Here is a 14,931-nt window from a genome sequence, read left to right as displayed (position 1 = left end):
GCTACGATGTAGAGTCCATTCCTGTAGGGGGATATTATGAGATTTTTGATCGATGGAACTGAGTGGGCCTTTCCGCATATGGAATCGCTGTCGCGGGAGGAACAGCTCGAAGCGCTGCGGGAAAAGGTATCCGCCGAAGGGCGCGTGATCGTCGACATGCTTTCGGACGGCGAATCGCTGGATGACGGGGATTTGCTGACGGTCCCGGACGGCATCGACGTGGACGTTCTGACCAACACGCCCTGGGGACTGGGAGTCGAGCTCCTTGAAGAGATCAAAGATTCCCTGCTTGAAGTCTTCAAAGGATTGCAGGAGATCCTTGACGGCGCCGAAGTCTTCGCAGCCTCCATGCTGGATGGGATTTATTCTTCTCTGGACTGGGTCGGCGAGGTGGCGGACGGCTTTCGCGACGCGTATCCCGAATACGGCGGCGCGCTTCCCGACGCGGCGCCGTTGCGCCGGAGCGTGGAAACGTTCCATGCTCTTATGGCCGACGGCCGTTTTGCGGAAGCTCAGGCCTGGCATGAGAATGAGTGGAAGCGCGAGGTCCTGCCGCCCTTCCTGGACGATTTGAAGCAGCTTCGCGGCTGGTTCGAGTCGGAGGACGCCAGAGATTCCGAGACGCCGGGGGAGGACAAAGAATGAGCTTGCGAAAAGGGCTGGCGGTCTTTCTGTTCCTGACGCTGGGCGTCGGCGCGCTGATCATCTGTGTCAGCGTGGACAAGCACGCGCTTCACGCGTTTATGCACATGAGGAAGATCAACATTCTGTACGTGCTGATGATGGTCTTTCTGGCCTGGAGCTGCGACGCTTCGCGTTTTTGCCTGACGGCGCGGGCCATGGGCTACAAGATCCGTTTTGTCCGCGGTCTGGTGCTGACCTGGCTGCACTATTTCGGCTGCGCGCTGACGCCCATGCAGGTCGGCGGCGGCCCGTTCCAGGTCTACGTGCTGTACAAGTCGGGCGTGCCGGTCGGCTCGGGCATCGCCATCACGCTGATCCGCACGCTGTTCAGCACCTTTCTGCTGAGCATTGCGGCGCCGGTGGCCTTTCTGACGGTGCCTCAGCTGGCGGGCGGCGGCGTGCTGGTCAAAGGCGTGTTCTTTTACGTGGGGATCCTGTCGGTGGTCATGTGGGTCGTTTTTATCCTCAGCATCCTCAAGGCCGACGTGATCAAACGCTTCTGCTGCGCCATGTTCCTCTGGCTGAAGAAGTTCAGATGGTTCAGCCGGCTCCGCGTGCTGCGCGCCTACCGCGTCACCTGTTCCGAGATCGACAGCTATTCAGAAAACGTGAAGCGCATGGTGGGGGAGGGGCTGCCGTATTTTATCGGCGCGTTCGCGCTCTCCGTCTGCCATCTGGTGGCGCTTTTTTCCGTGCTGCCGCTGCTGATGCACGCGGTGAGACTGACGGTCAATTATCTGCATGCCGTGCTGGCGCAGGCCATGTTCATGTTCATCCTCTACTTTATCCCCACGCCCGGCGCCAGCGGCGTGGCCGAGGGCGGCGGCGCCGCGATCTTCAGCCTGCTGATGCCCGAGAACATGGCGGGGATCATGGCCGTCATCTGCCGTTTCTTCACGGAATACCTGGCCATCTTCATGGGCTGCGTCGTCGCCATCCGCATGATCGGCTGGGGCACGGCGGAGAAGATCATCAGCGGTTCCGGTGACGAACTGATCGAAGAGGAGCGCAGAAATGGAGAATGACGCTTTGCAGAAGCTTCGCGTCTGGGCGTTCAGGCAGCGCGGCGGCATTTGGACGGCGCTGTTCGTCGTGATCCTCGCCCTGGCGCGCCCGCTGCCCGGGCGCATCGTCCCCGGGCTGATCCTGGTGATCCTCGGGCAGCTGCTGCGCTTTTGGGGCGTGGGGTGCATCACGCTCTACCGCGGCGAGGAAGTCAAGGCGCAGCGCTTGGCGACGTGGGGCCCCTACGCGCTGGTCCGCAATCCGCTGTACGTGGCCAACGGTCTGCTGGGGCTGGGCTGGGCCTGGATGTCGGGCAACGTCCCCACGGTCGTGTTCCTGGCGGCGTTCTACGTGCTCTATGGCGTGCTGATCGTGCCTCACGAGGAGGCGTTCCTGGCGCGGAAGTTCGGCCGGGAGTACGAGGATTACAAAAAGCGCGTCGGGCGCTTCGTGCCGAAGAATTTTTCCCGCGAGGCCCTGTCCCATGTCCGCGCCGGCGGGTACGACGCTTCGATCCTGCTGAAAAGCGAGATCCATTCGCTGCTGGTCACGGTCGTCGGCACGGCGCTGATCCTTTCGCGTCTGTGGTGGTAAAAAAACGGCATACAAAAAATCCGCTCTTTCCGACGTGCCGGGAGAGCGGATTTTTTGTATGCCGGTCGCGGCTCAGCGGGGCAGCAGGCCGAGTTTTTTCTTGACCTTGCCCAGCGTCCGCTCGGCGATATGGGCGGCCGTTTCCGCCCCCTTGCGGTAAAGCGCTTCCAACGCCGCCTTGTCGGCCGTCAGCGCGGCGAATTTTTCGCGGATCGGACGCAGCTCTTCCGCGACGGCTTCGCCGACGGCAAGCTTGAAATCGCCGTAGCCCTTGCCGGCGAAGTCGCGTTCGATCCGGTCGTAGCTTTCGCCGGTGACGACCGAATAAATGCTCATCAGGTTGTTGATACCGTCCTTGCCTCCGCGGTAACAGACGACGGTCTCGCTGTCGGTGACGGCGCGCTTGAACTTGTTGACGATGGCGTTCGGCTCGTCGAGGATGGAGATGAACGCGTTGACGTTCGTGTCCGACTTGGACATTTTTTTCGTCGGCTCCTGCAGCGACATGATGCGCGCGCCGGCCTCGGGAATGTAGGCGTCGGGCATGCGGAACACCTCGCCGTAGATGTTGTTGAAGCGGGTCACCACGTCGCGGGTGAACTCCAGATGCTGGCGCTGGTCTTCCCCGACGGGGACGTAGTCGGCCTGATACAGCAGAATGTCGGCCGCCATCAGCGCGGGATAGGTGAACAGCCCGGCGTTGACATTGTCAACGTGCTTGGCCGACTTGTCCTTGAACTGGGTCATGCGCGACAACTCGCCGAACATGGAATAGCAGGACAGGATCCAGCTCAGTTCGGCGTGAGCATGGACGTGGCTCTGGATGAAAACCAGGCTCTTTTCGGGATCGATGCCGCAGGCCAGCAGCAGCGCAAAGGCGTCCAGCGTCTGCTTGCGCAGTTTGGCCGGCTCCTGGCGCACCGTCAGCGAGTGCAGGTCGGCGATGAAATAGGCGCAGTCGTAGTCCTCCTGCATCTTGCCCCAGTTGCGCACCGCGCCGATATAGTTGCCCAGCGTGAAAATCCCCGTCGGCTGGATGCCGCTGAGGATCACTTTTTTCCGTTCCGTCCGCGTCGCTTCGTTCACTGTCATATCCTCCTTGACTTCATGGGCCTGAATTAAAACGAGGCCATACAGCATAGAATTGTATTGCCCTTTTGATGAAGAATCAAGGATGGATTTGTATTTGTATGAGATCGTATTGCGAAATTACCGGGAAATGGTGCATAAATCCAGCAACGTCGGGGAGACCCTCCATTGTTGCTTTTCGCGACCTGATTTCATATAATGAAAAAAATGCCGGTGATTGTTGAAATGAGTGCGGCGCGATGGTATTCTCGAAGGAGTGGGGAAAATGGCGGATTCAACGAAAAGCGAGTCGACGTCGAGAACTTTGGAACATGGGCTCGACGTGCTCATGTGCTTTTTGAAAAATCATCGAGAGCTTTCTCTGACGGAGATCTCCAGGACGGTCGGGCGCAACACGACAAGCACCTATCGGCTGATCCAGACGCTGGCGGAAAAAGGATTCCTGGCCAGGAATCCCGAGAACCGCAAGTATTTTCTCGGCATGACGGTGAAAATGCTTGGCGAACTTGTGGACGATAAAGAGGAACTGCGCCTTGCGGCGCATCCTTATCTGGTCAAGGTGCACCGGGAATTCAACGAGAACGTTTCCGTGTATATTTACCATAACTTCAAGCGTCTCTGCATCGACCGCATCGAGAGCACGCATCCGCTGCGCCAGACTGTGCTGGTCGGAGAGGAACTGCCGCTGACGCTGGGCGGCGGCGGGACGGCGTTGCTGGCGTTTTTGCCGCCCAAGGTGCAGGCGGCGGTGATGAAGTCCGAACCCGGCATTTCGCCGGAGAAGCTGCGGGAAATTCGCAAAAAGGGGTACGCCGTCTCCTACGATGAGATGGGGCAGGGGAGCGTGGGGATCGGCGTTCCCATTTTCGACAAAAACGGACGGGTCCTTGCGGCGCTGAATCTCTCCGGACCGACCAACCGTTTGACGGACGACGTCGTCACACGCGGCGTGGCCCGTTTGCAGGAAATTGCGGCGCAGGTTACTTCGGAGCTGGCATCGTGAAAGGACGGCCCATTGGCCGAAAAATCTGCGATCCCTCGGCGCAAAGCGCAGGACGAGCGGGAAAATTTTCCCGCTCGTCCTGCGCTTGTTTTCGTCTACAAATCATACCCACCGGCCGTGCCGGCGGCTATGATTCCCGATGTTCTCATACTATTTCTCAATTAAAATACCGAACGCAGAGGCGCTGCGAGGGAGATTCATAAGGCGAGCTGCGCAGCAGTCGAGCTCCTTCTGAGCGACTGAACTCCCTCGCAGCGCCCTGCAAACTATATTAGTGCTTTTTATCAAGAAATAGTATTACGGCACTATTCGTTGAGGCAATTATAAAAGCAAAGGGCCCCCTCGCGAGAGGGCGTCCTTTGCTTTTATCCGAACAGATCGCTGTGCGAACCGGTGCGGCTGAGGACCAAGACCAAGTCATTATGGTCGATGGTGTAGACGAGCAGCCAGTCCGGCTCGATATGGCACTCGCGGAAACCCGACCAATTGCCGCCCAAATCGTGGTCGCGGCACTCTTTGGGGAGCACCTGCTCTTTTACGAGCATCTCGATGATGTTTTCCAGCCGCCGAATATCGTACCCCCGTTTGCGGATACGCTTGTAGTCGCGCTTGAAGGCAGACTGATATCTGAGATTAAGCATCGAGATCGGCCATCAGGTCTTTCACGGACGAGAAGGTCTTGCTCAGGCCGCGACGCGCGCGGGTGTCTTCCATGGCCGCGCGTGTCGCGGCGTTGGGGCGGTCGCGCGCGATGGCGAACGGGATTCGTCGCTCGTACACAACCTGGCGCGCGAAGATGTTAATGGCCACCGACGTATTCAGCCCGAAGTCGGCGAGCATTTCTTCGAAATCGGCTTTCAGGTTTTCGTCCATTCTTACGGTGACGTTGGTTGTCGCCATGATCATCAGCTCCTTTTTGTCTCAAATTATAGTGTACTGAATGTGCACTGTCAATACAACGCACTATTTAGTCTCGACTTCTTTTGAAGATGTATCTCAACGTTAGGGGGGGTATGGCCGGGAAATTTTATCGCCGCATTTTGCGAAAGACGAATGCGTGTGCCGCTGCGGATGCGGACTGTGCAACGTGACACCGCGGCTGTTGGCGCTGGCGATGATCGCCGTGCTGCTGATCGTATGGCTTGCGGCTTTCCGGTGGTACTCGGGCGATATCGAAGCTTGGAGAGACATAAAAGATGTCTCCGACCAAATCGTCCGGGACGTCGAGAGCATCGCCGAAGAGGCGAAGAGGCGGGAGGGAGCGATCCGTGATCGGCAAAAACGGGAAGCGAAAACTTTGCCTGGCAACAACGTGGCTGTCGGCCTTGATGCTCTGCTGCGCGATTACCGTCGGAGCCGTTGAGACTCCGCACGTTTTCCACGTCGTGCCCGGCTGGAACGCGAACGTGTCCGGCTACTTCATGGACGAACCGGCCGGGCGCGATATGCTGAGCGGCTGGACGGCGGATCGCGAGGCATTGGCGGTCTCTAGAGCCGCTTTCGAAGAAGCCCGGGAGAAAGTTGTCGCGGCGGACGCTCGAATCGCTGTGTTGAGTCGGCGTGCGAAGGCCCAGGCGCGAAGATGGCCTATCGGTTTTGGCCTCTTCGAGGGCATAAACCGGCACGGCCGGTGGGTATGATTCTATACTATTTCTCAATTAAAAAGCCGAACGCGAAAGCGCTACGGGGGAGATTCACAAAGCGAGCCGCGCAGACCGCGCAGCGGTTGAGTTCCTTCTGAGCGACTGAACTCCCCTGCAGCGCCTTGAAAACTATGTTAATACTTTCTATCAAGAATTAGTATTACAACAAAAAGGCCGGACATCGTCCGGCCTTGTCTCTATGTGACTCTTCGTGAAATTTTGTTCTGGTGGAGGCGCGGGGAATCGCACCCCGGTCCTGACATGGTGTGTATGAATGAGCGGCTACAGGCTTAGTCGATTTCTTTACTGCGCAGAAGCGGGACTGTGACCGACAAAACAGCCGCCGCCTCTCTACGTTCCGAGACCATACGCCGCTCGCAGTGATTGACCCTCACAACCTTGCGGGCGCTCTCAGTTGCTCGGGCGGTTGCTTGGTTAAGCAGCCAGTGCGTAGTTGTTGTCGTTTCTTTTTTGTGACAGGTAACGCCTGTCGCTCGGCCTGCTCTCAGACTTCCACCATACCAGTCGAACCTGATCGCCCCCAATGAATGTGGAACATCGGACGACACACAACCGGCTAATACTCTTTGCCGCGGTTGCGCAGCTCCCGTGCGATGGCGCGCTTGGCGTCGCGCGCGATGATCGCGTCGCGGCGGTCGTGCGCGCTCTTTCCCTGCGCGAGGGCCAGCGCGACTTTCGCCAGCCGTCCCTCCTTCAGGTACATGGAAAGGGGAACGAGCGTGAAGCCTTTCTCTTTGACCTTGGCACCGAGCCGCCGCAGTTCCGACTTGTGGAGCAGCAGCTTGCGGTTTTGGCGCGGATCGTGCTGGGCCCAGCTCGCTTTTTCGTACGGGGAGATGTGGACGTTCATCAGCCACAGCTCGCCGCGTTCGAACTTGGCGTAGCCGTCTTTCAAGTTGACTTTGCCGGCGCGCACCGACTTGATCTCCGTGCCGGTCAGCACGACGCCGCATTCGAAGGTATCGACGACGAAGTAGTCGTGGCGCGCCTTGCGGTTCAGCGCGACCACATGGTCTTTCTTCTTCTGTTCCATCGCCGTCACTCCTTTGCGCGTTTATTTTAATCGGAAGGTCAATTTTAGTCAATCGAATCTTTGCGGACAAAAAAAGTCCCGGCCAAGGCCGGGGCTTGTGCATCCGAAAATGGTCGGGGTGAGAGGATTCGAACCTCCGACCTCCTCGTCCCGAACGAGGCGCGCTAACCAGACTGCGCTACACCCCGGACACGACGGGAATTGTACAACATTGTTCCCGTTTCGTCAATGAGGCAATTCGGCGGATCAATCGTCGTCGCTGTGACGCCGCCGGTTTCTTCCCGCGCCGCCGTCGGAGGACGAAATGCCGGGCAGCTGCACCTTGCCCAGCGCGGCGACGGGCAGTTCCACCCACCCCCAGGGCGTGACGACGAGAAAGCGCAGCGATATGCCGTGTTCCGCCATGGCCTTGATGTGGTCGCTGTATTCGAGCACGTCGAAGGGGATCCAGCAGTCGGAGACGACCCACATGCGGCGGCATTCCTCGCGCGAAAAGATCAGGCTGTAATCGACGGCGAGGCGCATGGCGTCGGTGAGATCGACTTCGCCGAGATAGAGCACCACGGCTTCGGGGCGCGGCGCCGGCGGCGTTATGGCGGGCAGCAGGGCGGCCTGCGATTCGAGCCACGAGAGTTCGCCGAAGAACATGTCGGGATCCTCGCGGATCGCTTCCCAGTAGGGCAGATCCAGCCCGTCCAGGCGGAACGATTTGGTCAGCCAGCCTTTGACCTGGTTAAGCAGCCTGACGATGTGCGACGGATAGTCGGGATTGAGCATGCTGCGCATCAACGAGCTGACAGTCAGCGGCGTCGGCGCGTCGGAAAAATCTTTGTCCATTTTATACCTCCACAGAGCGTGAACTTTTCGATTGAATAAGCATATCACAAAAATCGACTTTGTTCTCATGACGTGAAATGTATGGGATAATAAGTCACGAGGAAATCTATGCCCCGAGGAGGAAAAACATGGAACCTGTGCGTCTGCGCGCGGAAAAATGCGTTTTTGTGATGATCGATCTGCAGGAAAAATTAGTGCCGGCGATGAGCGGGATCGAGCCGGTCTTGTACGAGGCGGAGCGGCTGCTGAAGTCGGCGGCGGTATTGAAAATCCCCGTGCTGGCGACCGAGCAGTATCCCAAGGGACTGGGAGCGACGGTGCCGCCGCTGCGCGGGCTGCTCGGTCCCGCGGCGGTGATGGACAAAACCAGCTTCTCCTGCTTCGGCGCGGACGGTTTTGCGGCGGCGCTGGCGCGCTGCGGGCGGAGGTCGGCCGTCGTCTTCGGGATCGAGAGCCATATCTGCGTTTTTTCCACGGCCATGGAGCTGAAAGAACGCGGCTGTGCCGTCGCCGTCGTCGAAGAGGCGTGCGCGAGCCGCAACCGCAGACATCACGAGCTGGCGATGCGCAACCTGCTGGCGGCGGGCGTCGCCGTGCTGCCGGTGGAAACGGTCGTCTATCAGCTTTTGGGCCGGGCAGGGACGCCGGAGTTCAAGGCGTTGCTGCCGCTGTTCAAATAAGGCCGATGACGCCCTGCTGGGTGGCCGCCCTGTGCGGAGCCGCCGCCGGAGCCTTCGTGTGCGCGCTCGCGCGCCGGACGGCGGACGATGAAAGGAAGATCCTTGCCGGCCGGCGCGCCTTCGCCGGCTGCGCCGTTCTGACGGCCGTTTCCTGGGCTCTGCTCGTTTCGGGATGGCCGCTGCGCCGCGACTGGGCGCTGGCCGCGGCGGCGCTGTGCTTCGCCGAGTTTCACGCGCTGACCGACCTGAGCGACGGCTACGTTTACGATCGGGCCGTCGCCGCTTCTCTGGCGGCGGCGCTGGCGCTGCGGCTGCCTTACGGCGTTCTGTCCGGAGCGAAGGAAATTCTTCTGGGCATGGCGGCCGGGGCCGCGCCGCTGGCGCTGATCGTCCTGGTCACGCGCGGCGGCATGGGCTGGGGCGACGTGTTCCTGATGGCGGGGCTGGGCGCGCTGCTGGGCTGGAAGCTGACGGCGCTGACTCTGTACGGCGGCATCGTCTCGGGCGGCGTCGCCGCCCTGTTCCTGCTGCTTGCGAAGCGCGTCGGGCGAAAAGACGCGCTGCCGCTGGCGCCGTTTTTGCTGATCGGCCTTCTTTTCGCGCTCTGGGCGGCGCCGCGGATCGGCCCGCGGCTGGGGACGGCGATCCGTTTTTTCGAAGAGGAGCCGGCCGCTTCCGCCCGCCTTGTCCGGGGAGAGAATCCGCCTTGAGCTTTGGCGTTTTTCTGCTATCATAGGCGAAGCGAAGTTCCGCGATCATTCAAAGGGGATATGAAAATGAATCTTACAGTGATCGATCATCTCGGCGTCGCCGTGCCCAGCATCGACGAAGCGCTCGCGTTCTGGCAGGACACGCTGGGCGTCACGTGCCACGGCGTGGAGGAGGTCGCCGACCAGAAGGTGAAGACGGCGTTCCTTCCCATCAAGGACACCGAAGTTGAGCTCCTCGAGCCGACCAGCGACGACAGCCCGGTGGCCAAGTTCATGGAGAAAAACGGCGGCCGCGGCGGCCTGCATCACGTGGCGATCCGCGTCGAGAATCTCGAAGCGGCTTTGGCCGAACTGAAGGAAAAAGGCGTTCGCCTGATCGACGAAAAGCCCCGCCGCGGCGCGGGCGGCGCGATGATCGCCTTTCTGCATCCCAAATCGACCGGCGGCGTGCTGCTCGAGCTCTGCGAACGCCGATAAACCGAGCTTGGGAATCGGACGCGCAGAGCGGCACGACTTTTTTAAGTCGTGCCGCTCTGCGTCATGGAACGTGCGAACGTAAGGAGAAGATGCGCATATGGCCCGCTTTACCGCTTCGGAACCGTTTTGGAACCTGTTTCCCCAGGCCGAGATCGGCATCGTCGTCGCCCGCGGCCTGGAAAACCACGCCGACAGGGTGAAAGACCGCTCCGCCATCGCCGCAGACCTTGAGAGCGCGCTGAACGAGTCGAGAAAATACCTCACTGGCGAAACGCTCAGCCAGTGTCCCGTCGTGGCGGTCTGGCGCGACGCCTTCAAGCTCTTCAAAACGAAAAAAGGCGCGCGCAGCTCGATCGAAGCGCTGCTGAAGCGGGTGGAAAAAGGCAAGGGTCTCGGCAGCGTCAACCCGCTGGTGGACATCTACAACGCCGTGTCGCTCACCTGGGGCTTCCCCGTCGGCGGCGAAGATCTCGACGCCTTCCGGGGAGACCTGCGCCTCGACGTCAGCGCCGGCGGCGATCCCTTCCTGGCGCTTGGCGACGAGACGGAAGAGCCGACGTTGCCCGGCGAAGTCTGCTACCGCGACGACGCCGGCGCCGTATGCCGCTGCTGGAACTGGCGCGACGGCCAGCGCACCATGCTGACCGAAGACACGGTCAACGCCTTTCTGGTCATCGAATCCGTCGCTCCGGAACGCCGCGAGGATCTGCGCCACGCGCTGGAAACGCTGGCGGAAAAAACGCGGCGCCATCTTGGCGGAACGTGCCGCGTTGCCGTCGCCGACCGCGAAAACCGCTCCGCCAGCCTTGAATAAAGCGCGAAAGCTCCTCGAGCCGCGATGTTCCACGTGGAACAATCAAAGCGGCCGGAAGCCGATGAAATCAAGATCATCGGCTTCCGGCCGCTTTTTGTATGGGGCGCGCCGCGGCTCGAAAGGATTCCTGCCGGAAAAAACTCTTTCGTCCCGCTCGTCGAGCGCCGCGGCGCGAGGCAGGCCGAGCCTTACGGCTGCTCGTCGCGCTGCCGGCGCATCCGTTTGAAAGTCCGCTGCGCGCGGCGCCGGGCGCGGTCTTTGGCCGCGTCATCCAGTTGCGGCGCGACGAAATCCAGCCCTTGCTGCGCGTCCTCGTTGCCGCAGAGTTTCGACAGTTCGAACCAGAAGCAGGCTTCCTCGAAATCGACGGGGAATCCCTCGCCGTTGGCGTACATCACGCCGAGATTGACCTGCGCGCGGCTGTTGCCCGTCAGCGCCGCGCGCTCGAACCAGGTCTTCGCCTCCTGAAAGTTCTGCGCCGTGCCGTCGCCCGTTTTGTTCAACCAGGCCACGTTGTACCATGCCGTGACGTCGCCGAGCTCCGCCGCTTTCTTGAAATATTCGAAGGCCAGCGCGTGATCGGCCGCGACGTGTTTGCCCGTGTAATACAGAACGCCCAGACGGAAGAGCGCGTTGTGCTCCCCCCGTTCGGCGGCGGCCTTGTACCATTGCAGCGCCTTCGCCGGCGATTTTTTGACGCCTTCGCCGTTTTCGCAGCGCCAGGCCAGGATATTCATGGCCTCCGAGCTGCCGTTTCGGGCCGCCTTTTTGTACCATTGCACGGCCCGCTTTGCGTCTTTCTTCACGAAGACCCCTTTTTGATAAAGCTGGGCGAGGAGCAGCTGCGCTTCGGGCAGATTCGCCCGGTCCGCCCGATTGAGAAGCTCGAAAGCCGTTCTTCTGTGAGCGGGGTTGTTCCCGTTCAGATACAGCACGGCGAGAAACTTCATCGCAAAAGCGTCGTCCTGCGCCGCGGCTTCGCTGTAAAGCGCGACGGCCCGCGCGGTGTCTTTCTCGAGCCTTTCGCCCGTTTCGTAGAGGAGCCCGAGCTCCCGCTGCGCCTGCGCATAGCCCCCGTCGGCCGCGCGGCGCAGCCAGAGCATGGGGTGGATCCCGTTCGGCGCGGCGGCCAGCCCCAATCCTGCGCGCGGGCGAGAAGCAGCTGCGCCTGGACGCAGCCTTTGCGGGCGTATTCGTCGAGGATCGGCAGAATGGCGCCGTAGGCGTCGCCGCTCTTGGGAGAAAGCGCTTTGTGACGGTTGTAAAGCTCGGTGATCCGAGAGTAATCCTGCTGCCGGTCGGAGAGAAGGATGGCCAGGGCGTGATAGGGGACGGGGTCGGGAGAGTTCTCCCGCGTGATGCGGGAAAAAATCTCTTCCGCTTCCCGCTCCTGCCCGCCAAACCAGGCCCGCAGTCCCTGCGCCGTGCGCTTGTCCGATTTCGAAACCGCCGCCGGCGCTTCCGCTTTTTCCACCGGGGCGCCGCGCGCCGGCAGGACGAAAACGACGCTCAACAGCAACGCCGCGGCGAACTTTGTTTTTTCCATGAGATCTCCTTGAGGTTCCTTCTATAAAATTATAATAAAAAATCGCGTGTGATGATGCAGAAATGAAAACGAAGACGCGTATACATTTCATTTTACCTCATCTGCATCTTCTGTGCTTCCGAATTTTGAGGGAGAATGAATCTTGCCTTCGCCTCTGAAGATGAGCGCGGGAAAAGCGTACGGCAAAAAGCCGCGTGAAGTTTTTTGCGGCGGCGCGGACGCGGACGGCAAACTCTTTTCTCTCGAAACTTGCGAAAGCTGGGTGCCCCCTTCCTCGAGGCGAAATGCGGCCGGTTTTCTTTGTGGATGCACTAAAAACATGAATATATTTTTAATTCTAAAGATTTTTTTGCCGTAAAGTATCTGTTGTAAATTCGTGAAAGAAAACGCATAATACCAGTATGATTTGTGAGCTTTTCACAACTTTCTGCCCAAAGTTTGTGCAAGGCTTTCAGTCATCTGCAGTTTCATTGCAGCACAATGTTGTTTTTATTAATTCTAGGGAGGCTTTCGTATATGGACCAACTAACGGCACTGGTTTCAAAAGCGAACGGTTTTATCTGGGGACTGTACTGTCTGATTCCTCTTCTCTGCGGCACAGGATTGTATTTTACGCTTCGCCTCAAGTTCGTTCAGGTTCGCAAATTTGGCCAGGCGTTCAAGCACGTGTTTGGCGGCCTGACGCTCTTCGGCGAGCGTGCCGGCAAGGAAGGCATGAGCTCGTTCCAGGCTTTGGCTACGGCCATCGCCGCCCAGGTCGGCACCGGCAATCTGGCCGGCGCGGCGACGGCCATCGCCATGGGCGGCCCCGGCGCCATCTTCTGGATGTGGATCGCCGCCTTCTTCGGCATGGGCACGATCTTCGCCGAAGCCGTTCTGGCTCAGACTTACAAGGGCAAGGACGATCTCGGCAACGTCGTCGGCGGCCCGGCGTACTACATTGCCGAAGGTCTTCACTGCCGGCCGCTGGCGATCTTCTTCTCCGTCGCGATCATCATCGCTCTCGGATTTATCGGCAACATGGTGCAGTCCAACTCCATCGCCGACGCGTTCAGCAACGCCTTCGGCACGAACCGTCTGATCGTCGGCTGCGTCGTCGGCGCCGTCTCCGCTTACGTGTTCTTCGGCGGCGTTGGCCGCATCGCTTCTCTGACCGAGAAGATCGTCCCCATCATGGCCGGCCTGTACCTCCTGGGTGGTCTCTATATCTTGGTCCGTTTCGGCGCCAAGATCCCTCACATGTTCTGGATGATCATCGACGGCGCTTTCGATCCCAAGGCCGCGACCGGCGGCCTGATCGGCGCGACGATCAAGGAAGCCGTCCGTTACGGCGTCGCCCGCGGCCTGTTCTCCAATGAGGCCGGCATGGGCTCCACGCCTCACGCCCACGCCGTCGCCAAGGTCAAGCACCCGGCGGAGCAGGGCCTTGCCGCGATCATGGGCGTTTTCATCGATACGTTCGTCGTCCTCAACATGACCGCTTTCGTCATCTTCGTCACCGGCGCTCTCGACGGCAAAACCAGCGGCATCTCGCTGACGCAGAACGCGTTCAGGATCGGACTTGGCGAATGGGGACTTCCCTTCGTGGCCATCTGCATGCTCTTCTTCGCGTTCTCGACCGTCATCGGCTGGTATTTCTTCGGCGAGCAGAACATCAAGTACCTGTTCGGCAACAAGGGGCTCACGCCGTACCGCCTCATCGTCGTCGCGTTCGTTATCCTCGGTTCCGTCCTCAAGCTCGACCTCGTCTGGGAACTTTCCGATTTCTTCAACGGCATCATGGTGTTCCCCAACTTGATCGCCCTGATCGGCCTGGCCAAGGTCGTTTCCAAAGCGCTGGACGACTTCGACAGCGACGGCAAACTGAAAGCCTGATCCCGAAGCCGGACATAAGTTAAGTTCGCACAGGGGCGCTGTTCGGGCGTCCTCAAAGAGAACGCCTGATCGTACACAAAACGGAGCGAGAGAAACGGTAATCGTTGCCTCGCTCCGTTTTTTTGTGGCCGGAAGGAAAAGCGCTGCGGCCGGCACCCTTTTTTGGTATACTCTCATCATCTCTGCAAAGGAGGTTTCTCGATGAACCCAAGCGTTTTTTACGTCGTCGTGGCCGCCCTGGTCGGGCTGTGGGGCGTGACCGTCTATAACCGGCTGGTGCGCCTCGGTTCGCGCCGGGACGAGGGCTGGAGCGGCATTTCCGTGCAGCTGAAACGCCGTCACGATCTGGTGCCCAATCTCGTCGCGTCGGCAAAAGGCCTGGCCGGCCACGAGCAAGAGCTGCTGCTCAGCGTTACGCAGGCCCGCGCGGCGCAGGGAAGCGGTTCGCCCCGCGAGATCGCCGCCGCCGAAAACTCCCTCACCGCCGCTTTGGGACGTTTCATCGCCGTCGCCGAAGCCTATCCCCAGATCAAGGCCGACCGCGCCTTCAGCGACCTCATGGGCGAGCTGAGCCGCCTCGAAGACGATCTGCAGCTGGCGCGCCGCTATTACAACGGCGCCGTGCGCGAGTACAACGTGGCCGTGCGCTCCTTCCCCTCGTCGCTGGTGGCGGCGCTGACCGGTTTCCGCCGCGCCGATTTCTTCGAACTGGGCGACGCCGGCGAAGCCCAGGCCCCGAAAGTGTCTTTCTGATGCGCCGGAGCGGCGAGCGGACGGACAAAAACGGCGGTCGTTTGAAAGAGAAAATGTAAAACCCACGGCAAAACACAAGGGACCGTGCGCTGAAAAAATGGCGCGCGGTCCCTTTTTTGAAAGAAATTTTTCAAGCGGCTGTCGGAAAATGGCGAAACTTCCTATAA

Annotated in this window: 17 protein-coding genes, 1 tRNA gene and 1 other RNA gene; 11 read left to right on the top strand and 8 right to left on the bottom strand. The window is 60.1% G+C overall.

The annotated features are described in order from the left end of the window. Positions 1-78: 78 nt before the first annotated feature. The 3 genes from RAH42_RS08010 to RAH42_RS08000 are packed head-to-tail and all read left to right on the top strand — an operon-like array spanning position 79 to position 2,283. The gene (locus RAH42_RS08010) at positions 79-645 is read left to right on the top strand and encodes a hypothetical protein (protein WP_317539219.1); all 567 of its coding nucleotides are present in this window, start codon (positions 79-81) and stop codon (positions 643-645) included. Continuing rightward, a complete protein-coding gene (locus tag RAH42_RS08005) occupies positions 642-1,709 on the top strand; it encodes a lysylphosphatidylglycerol synthase transmembrane domain-containing protein (protein WP_296426922.1) in 1,068 nt (355 codons plus the stop codon). The genes RAH42_RS08010 and RAH42_RS08005 overlap by 4 nt, the downstream gene beginning before the upstream one ends. Then, positions 1,699-2,283, top strand: coding sequence for an isoprenylcysteine carboxylmethyltransferase family protein (locus RAH42_RS08000; protein ID WP_317539218.1), 585 nt, complete (start codon positions 1,699-1,701; stop codon positions 2,281-2,283). The genes RAH42_RS08005 and RAH42_RS08000 overlap by 11 nt, the downstream gene beginning before the upstream one ends. Positions 2,284-2,355: 72 nt before the next feature. On the opposite strand, the gene trpS is transcribed toward RAH42_RS08000, so the two are convergent. Further along, a complete protein-coding gene (gene trpS, locus RAH42_RS07995) occupies positions 2,356-3,375 on the bottom strand; it encodes a tryptophan--tRNA ligase (protein ID WP_317539217.1) in 1,020 nt (339 codons plus the stop codon). 262 nt (positions 3,376-3,637) lie between these two features. On the opposite strand from trpS, the gene RAH42_RS07990 reads away from it, so the two are divergent. Then, a complete protein-coding gene (locus tag RAH42_RS07990; RefSeq protein ID WP_317539216.1) occupies positions 3,638-4,375 on the top strand; it encodes an IclR family transcriptional regulator in 738 nt (245 codons plus the stop codon). 365 nt (positions 4,376-4,740) lie between these two features. Here the strand turns inward: RAH42_RS07990 and RAH42_RS07985 are convergent, their stop codons facing one another. After that, entirely contained in the window at positions 4,741-5,016 is a 276-nt protein-coding gene (locus RAH42_RS07985) for a type II toxin-antitoxin system YafQ family toxin (RefSeq protein WP_317539215.1), read from the bottom strand. Next, positions 5,009-5,275, bottom strand: a complete 267-nt coding sequence (locus RAH42_RS07980) for a type II toxin-antitoxin system RelB/DinJ family antitoxin (RefSeq protein ID WP_154527881.1) — start codon at positions 5,273-5,275, stop codon at positions 5,009-5,011. Before RAH42_RS07980 ends, RAH42_RS07985 begins: the two co-directional genes overlap by 8 nt. A 202-nt stretch (positions 5,276-5,477) precedes the next feature. Here RAH42_RS07980 and RAH42_RS07975 point away from each other — a divergent pair, with 202 nt between their 5' ends. Beyond that, the gene (locus RAH42_RS07975; protein ID WP_317539214.1) at positions 5,478-5,738 is read left to right on the top strand and encodes a hypothetical protein; all 261 of its coding nucleotides are present in this window, start codon (positions 5,478-5,480) and stop codon (positions 5,736-5,738) included. A gap of 505 nt (positions 5,739-6,243) precedes the next feature. On the opposite strand, the gene ssrA is transcribed toward RAH42_RS07975, so the two are convergent. The 4 genes from ssrA to RAH42_RS07955 all read right to left on the bottom strand — a co-directional run bounded on the left by ssrA (position 6,244) and on the right by RAH42_RS07955 (position 7,909). Further along, positions 6,244-6,561: a transfer-messenger RNA gene (gene ssrA / locus RAH42_RS07970) on the bottom strand. Between the two features lie 34 nt (positions 6,562-6,595). Then, entirely contained in the window at positions 6,596-7,072 is a 477-nt protein-coding gene (smpB, locus tag RAH42_RS07965; protein ID WP_317539213.1) for an SsrA-binding protein SmpB, read from the bottom strand. Between the two features lie 110 nt (positions 7,073-7,182). Next, positions 7,183-7,260: transfer RNA gene (locus RAH42_RS07960), tRNA-Pro, on the bottom strand. Between the two features lie 58 nt (positions 7,261-7,318). Further along, on the bottom strand, positions 7,319-7,909 hold the full coding sequence (locus tag RAH42_RS07955) for a hypothetical protein (protein ID WP_296428711.1): 591 nt from the start codon (positions 7,907-7,909) through the stop codon (positions 7,319-7,321). 128 nt (positions 7,910-8,037) lie between these two features. Here RAH42_RS07955 and RAH42_RS07950 point away from each other — a divergent pair, with 128 nt between their 5' ends. The 4 genes from RAH42_RS07950 (at position 8,038) to RAH42_RS07935 (ending at position 10,590) form a co-directional block, all read left to right on the top strand. Next, on the top strand, positions 8,038-8,589 hold the full coding sequence (locus RAH42_RS07950; RefSeq protein ID WP_078017041.1) for an isochorismatase family protein: 552 nt from the start codon (positions 8,038-8,040) through the stop codon (positions 8,587-8,589). Positions 8,590-8,594: 5 nt separating this feature from the next. Further along, positions 8,595-9,299 (top strand): A24 family peptidase, encoded by a 705-nt coding sequence (locus RAH42_RS07945; protein WP_317539212.1) that lies wholly within the window; start codon positions 8,595-8,597, stop codon positions 9,297-9,299. Between the two features lie 66 nt (positions 9,300-9,365). Continuing rightward, the gene (mce, locus tag RAH42_RS07940; RefSeq protein ID WP_078017043.1) at positions 9,366-9,776 is read left to right on the top strand and encodes a methylmalonyl-CoA epimerase; all 411 of its coding nucleotides are present in this window, start codon (positions 9,366-9,368) and stop codon (positions 9,774-9,776) included. 97 nt (positions 9,777-9,873) lie between these two features. Further along, positions 9,874-10,590: a B3/4 domain-containing protein gene (locus RAH42_RS07935; protein ID WP_317539211.1), complete on the top strand. Its 717-nt coding sequence runs from the start codon at positions 9,874-9,876 to the stop codon at positions 10,588-10,590. A 188-nt stretch (positions 10,591-10,778) separates the two neighbouring features. Here RAH42_RS07935 and RAH42_RS07930 read toward each other — a convergent pair whose 3' ends face one another. Continuing rightward, a complete protein-coding gene (locus RAH42_RS07930; protein WP_317539210.1) occupies positions 10,779-11,693 on the bottom strand; it encodes a tetratricopeptide repeat protein in 915 nt (304 codons plus the stop codon). Between the two features lie 959 nt (positions 11,694-12,652). Between RAH42_RS07930 and RAH42_RS07925 the strand changes: the two genes are divergently transcribed. Together RAH42_RS07925 and RAH42_RS07920 are read left to right on the top strand one after the other, a co-directional pair. After that, positions 12,653-14,011, top strand: coding sequence for a sodium:alanine symporter family protein (locus RAH42_RS07925; protein WP_078017046.1), 1,359 nt, complete (start codon positions 12,653-12,655; stop codon positions 14,009-14,011). A gap of 201 nt (positions 14,012-14,212) precedes the next feature. Continuing rightward, positions 14,213-14,764, top strand: a complete 552-nt coding sequence (locus RAH42_RS07920; RefSeq protein WP_317539209.1) for a LemA family protein — start codon at positions 14,213-14,215, stop codon at positions 14,762-14,764. The last annotated feature ends 167 nt before the right edge of the window (positions 14,765-14,931 follow it).

It is taken from the genome of Pyramidobacter sp. YE332, from assembly GCF_033060595.1.
GTDB lineage: Bacteria > Synergistota > Synergistia > Synergistales > Dethiosulfovibrionaceae > Pyramidobacter.
Note: the sequence above shows the minus strand (reverse complement) of the source record. Positions and strands in the feature narration are given on the sequence as shown.

Bases quoted from the DNA above. Each gene is read 5' to 3' on its own strand.
- mce (WP_078017043.1), top strand. From the start codon at position 9,366: ATGAATCTTACAGTGATCGATCATCTCGGCGTCGCCGTGCCCAGCATC.
- smpB (WP_317539213.1), bottom strand. From the start codon at position 7,072: ATGGAACAGAAGAAGAAAGACCATGTGGTCGCGCTGAACCGCAAGGCG.
- RAH42_RS08005 (WP_296426922.1), top strand. From the start codon at position 642: ATGAGCTTGCGAAAAGGGCTGGCGGTCTTTCTGTTCCTGACGCTGGGC.
- RAH42_RS08010 (WP_317539219.1), top strand. From the start codon at position 79: ATGGAATCGCTGTCGCGGGAGGAACAGCTCGAAGCGCTGCGGGAAAAG.
- RAH42_RS07955 (WP_296428711.1), bottom strand. From the start codon at position 7,909: ATGGACAAAGATTTTTCCGACGCGCCGACGCCGCTGACTGTCAGCTCG.
- RAH42_RS08000 (WP_317539218.1), top strand. From the start codon at position 1,699: ATGGAGAATGACGCTTTGCAGAAGCTTCGCGTCTGGGCGTTCAGGCAG.
- trpS (WP_317539217.1), bottom strand. From the start codon at position 3,375: ATGACAGTGAACGAAGCGACGCGGACGGAACGGAAAAAAGTGATCCTC.
- RAH42_RS07950 (WP_078017041.1), top strand. From the start codon at position 8,038: ATGGAACCTGTGCGTCTGCGCGCGGAAAAATGCGTTTTTGTGATGATC.
- RAH42_RS07990 (WP_317539216.1), top strand. From the start codon at position 3,638: ATGGCGGATTCAACGAAAAGCGAGTCGACGTCGAGAACTTTGGAACAT.
- RAH42_RS07930 (WP_317539210.1), bottom strand. From the start codon at position 11,693: ATGCTCTGGCTGCGCCGCGCGGCCGACGGGGGCTATGCGCAGGCGCAG.
- RAH42_RS07935 (WP_317539211.1), top strand. From the start codon at position 9,874: ATGGCCCGCTTTACCGCTTCGGAACCGTTTTGGAACCTGTTTCCCCAG.
- RAH42_RS07980 (WP_154527881.1), bottom strand. From the start codon at position 5,275: ATGGCGACAACCAACGTCACCGTAAGAATGGACGAAAACCTGAAAGCC.
- RAH42_RS07985 (WP_317539215.1), bottom strand. From the start codon at position 5,016: ATGCTTAATCTCAGATATCAGTCTGCCTTCAAGCGCGACTACAAGCGT.
- RAH42_RS07925 (WP_078017046.1), top strand. From the start codon at position 12,653: ATGGACCAACTAACGGCACTGGTTTCAAAAGCGAACGGTTTTATCTGG.
- RAH42_RS07945 (WP_317539212.1), top strand. From the start codon at position 8,595: ATGACGCCCTGCTGGGTGGCCGCCCTGTGCGGAGCCGCCGCCGGAGCC.
- RAH42_RS07920 (WP_317539209.1), top strand. From the start codon at position 14,213: ATGAACCCAAGCGTTTTTTACGTCGTCGTGGCCGCCCTGGTCGGGCTG.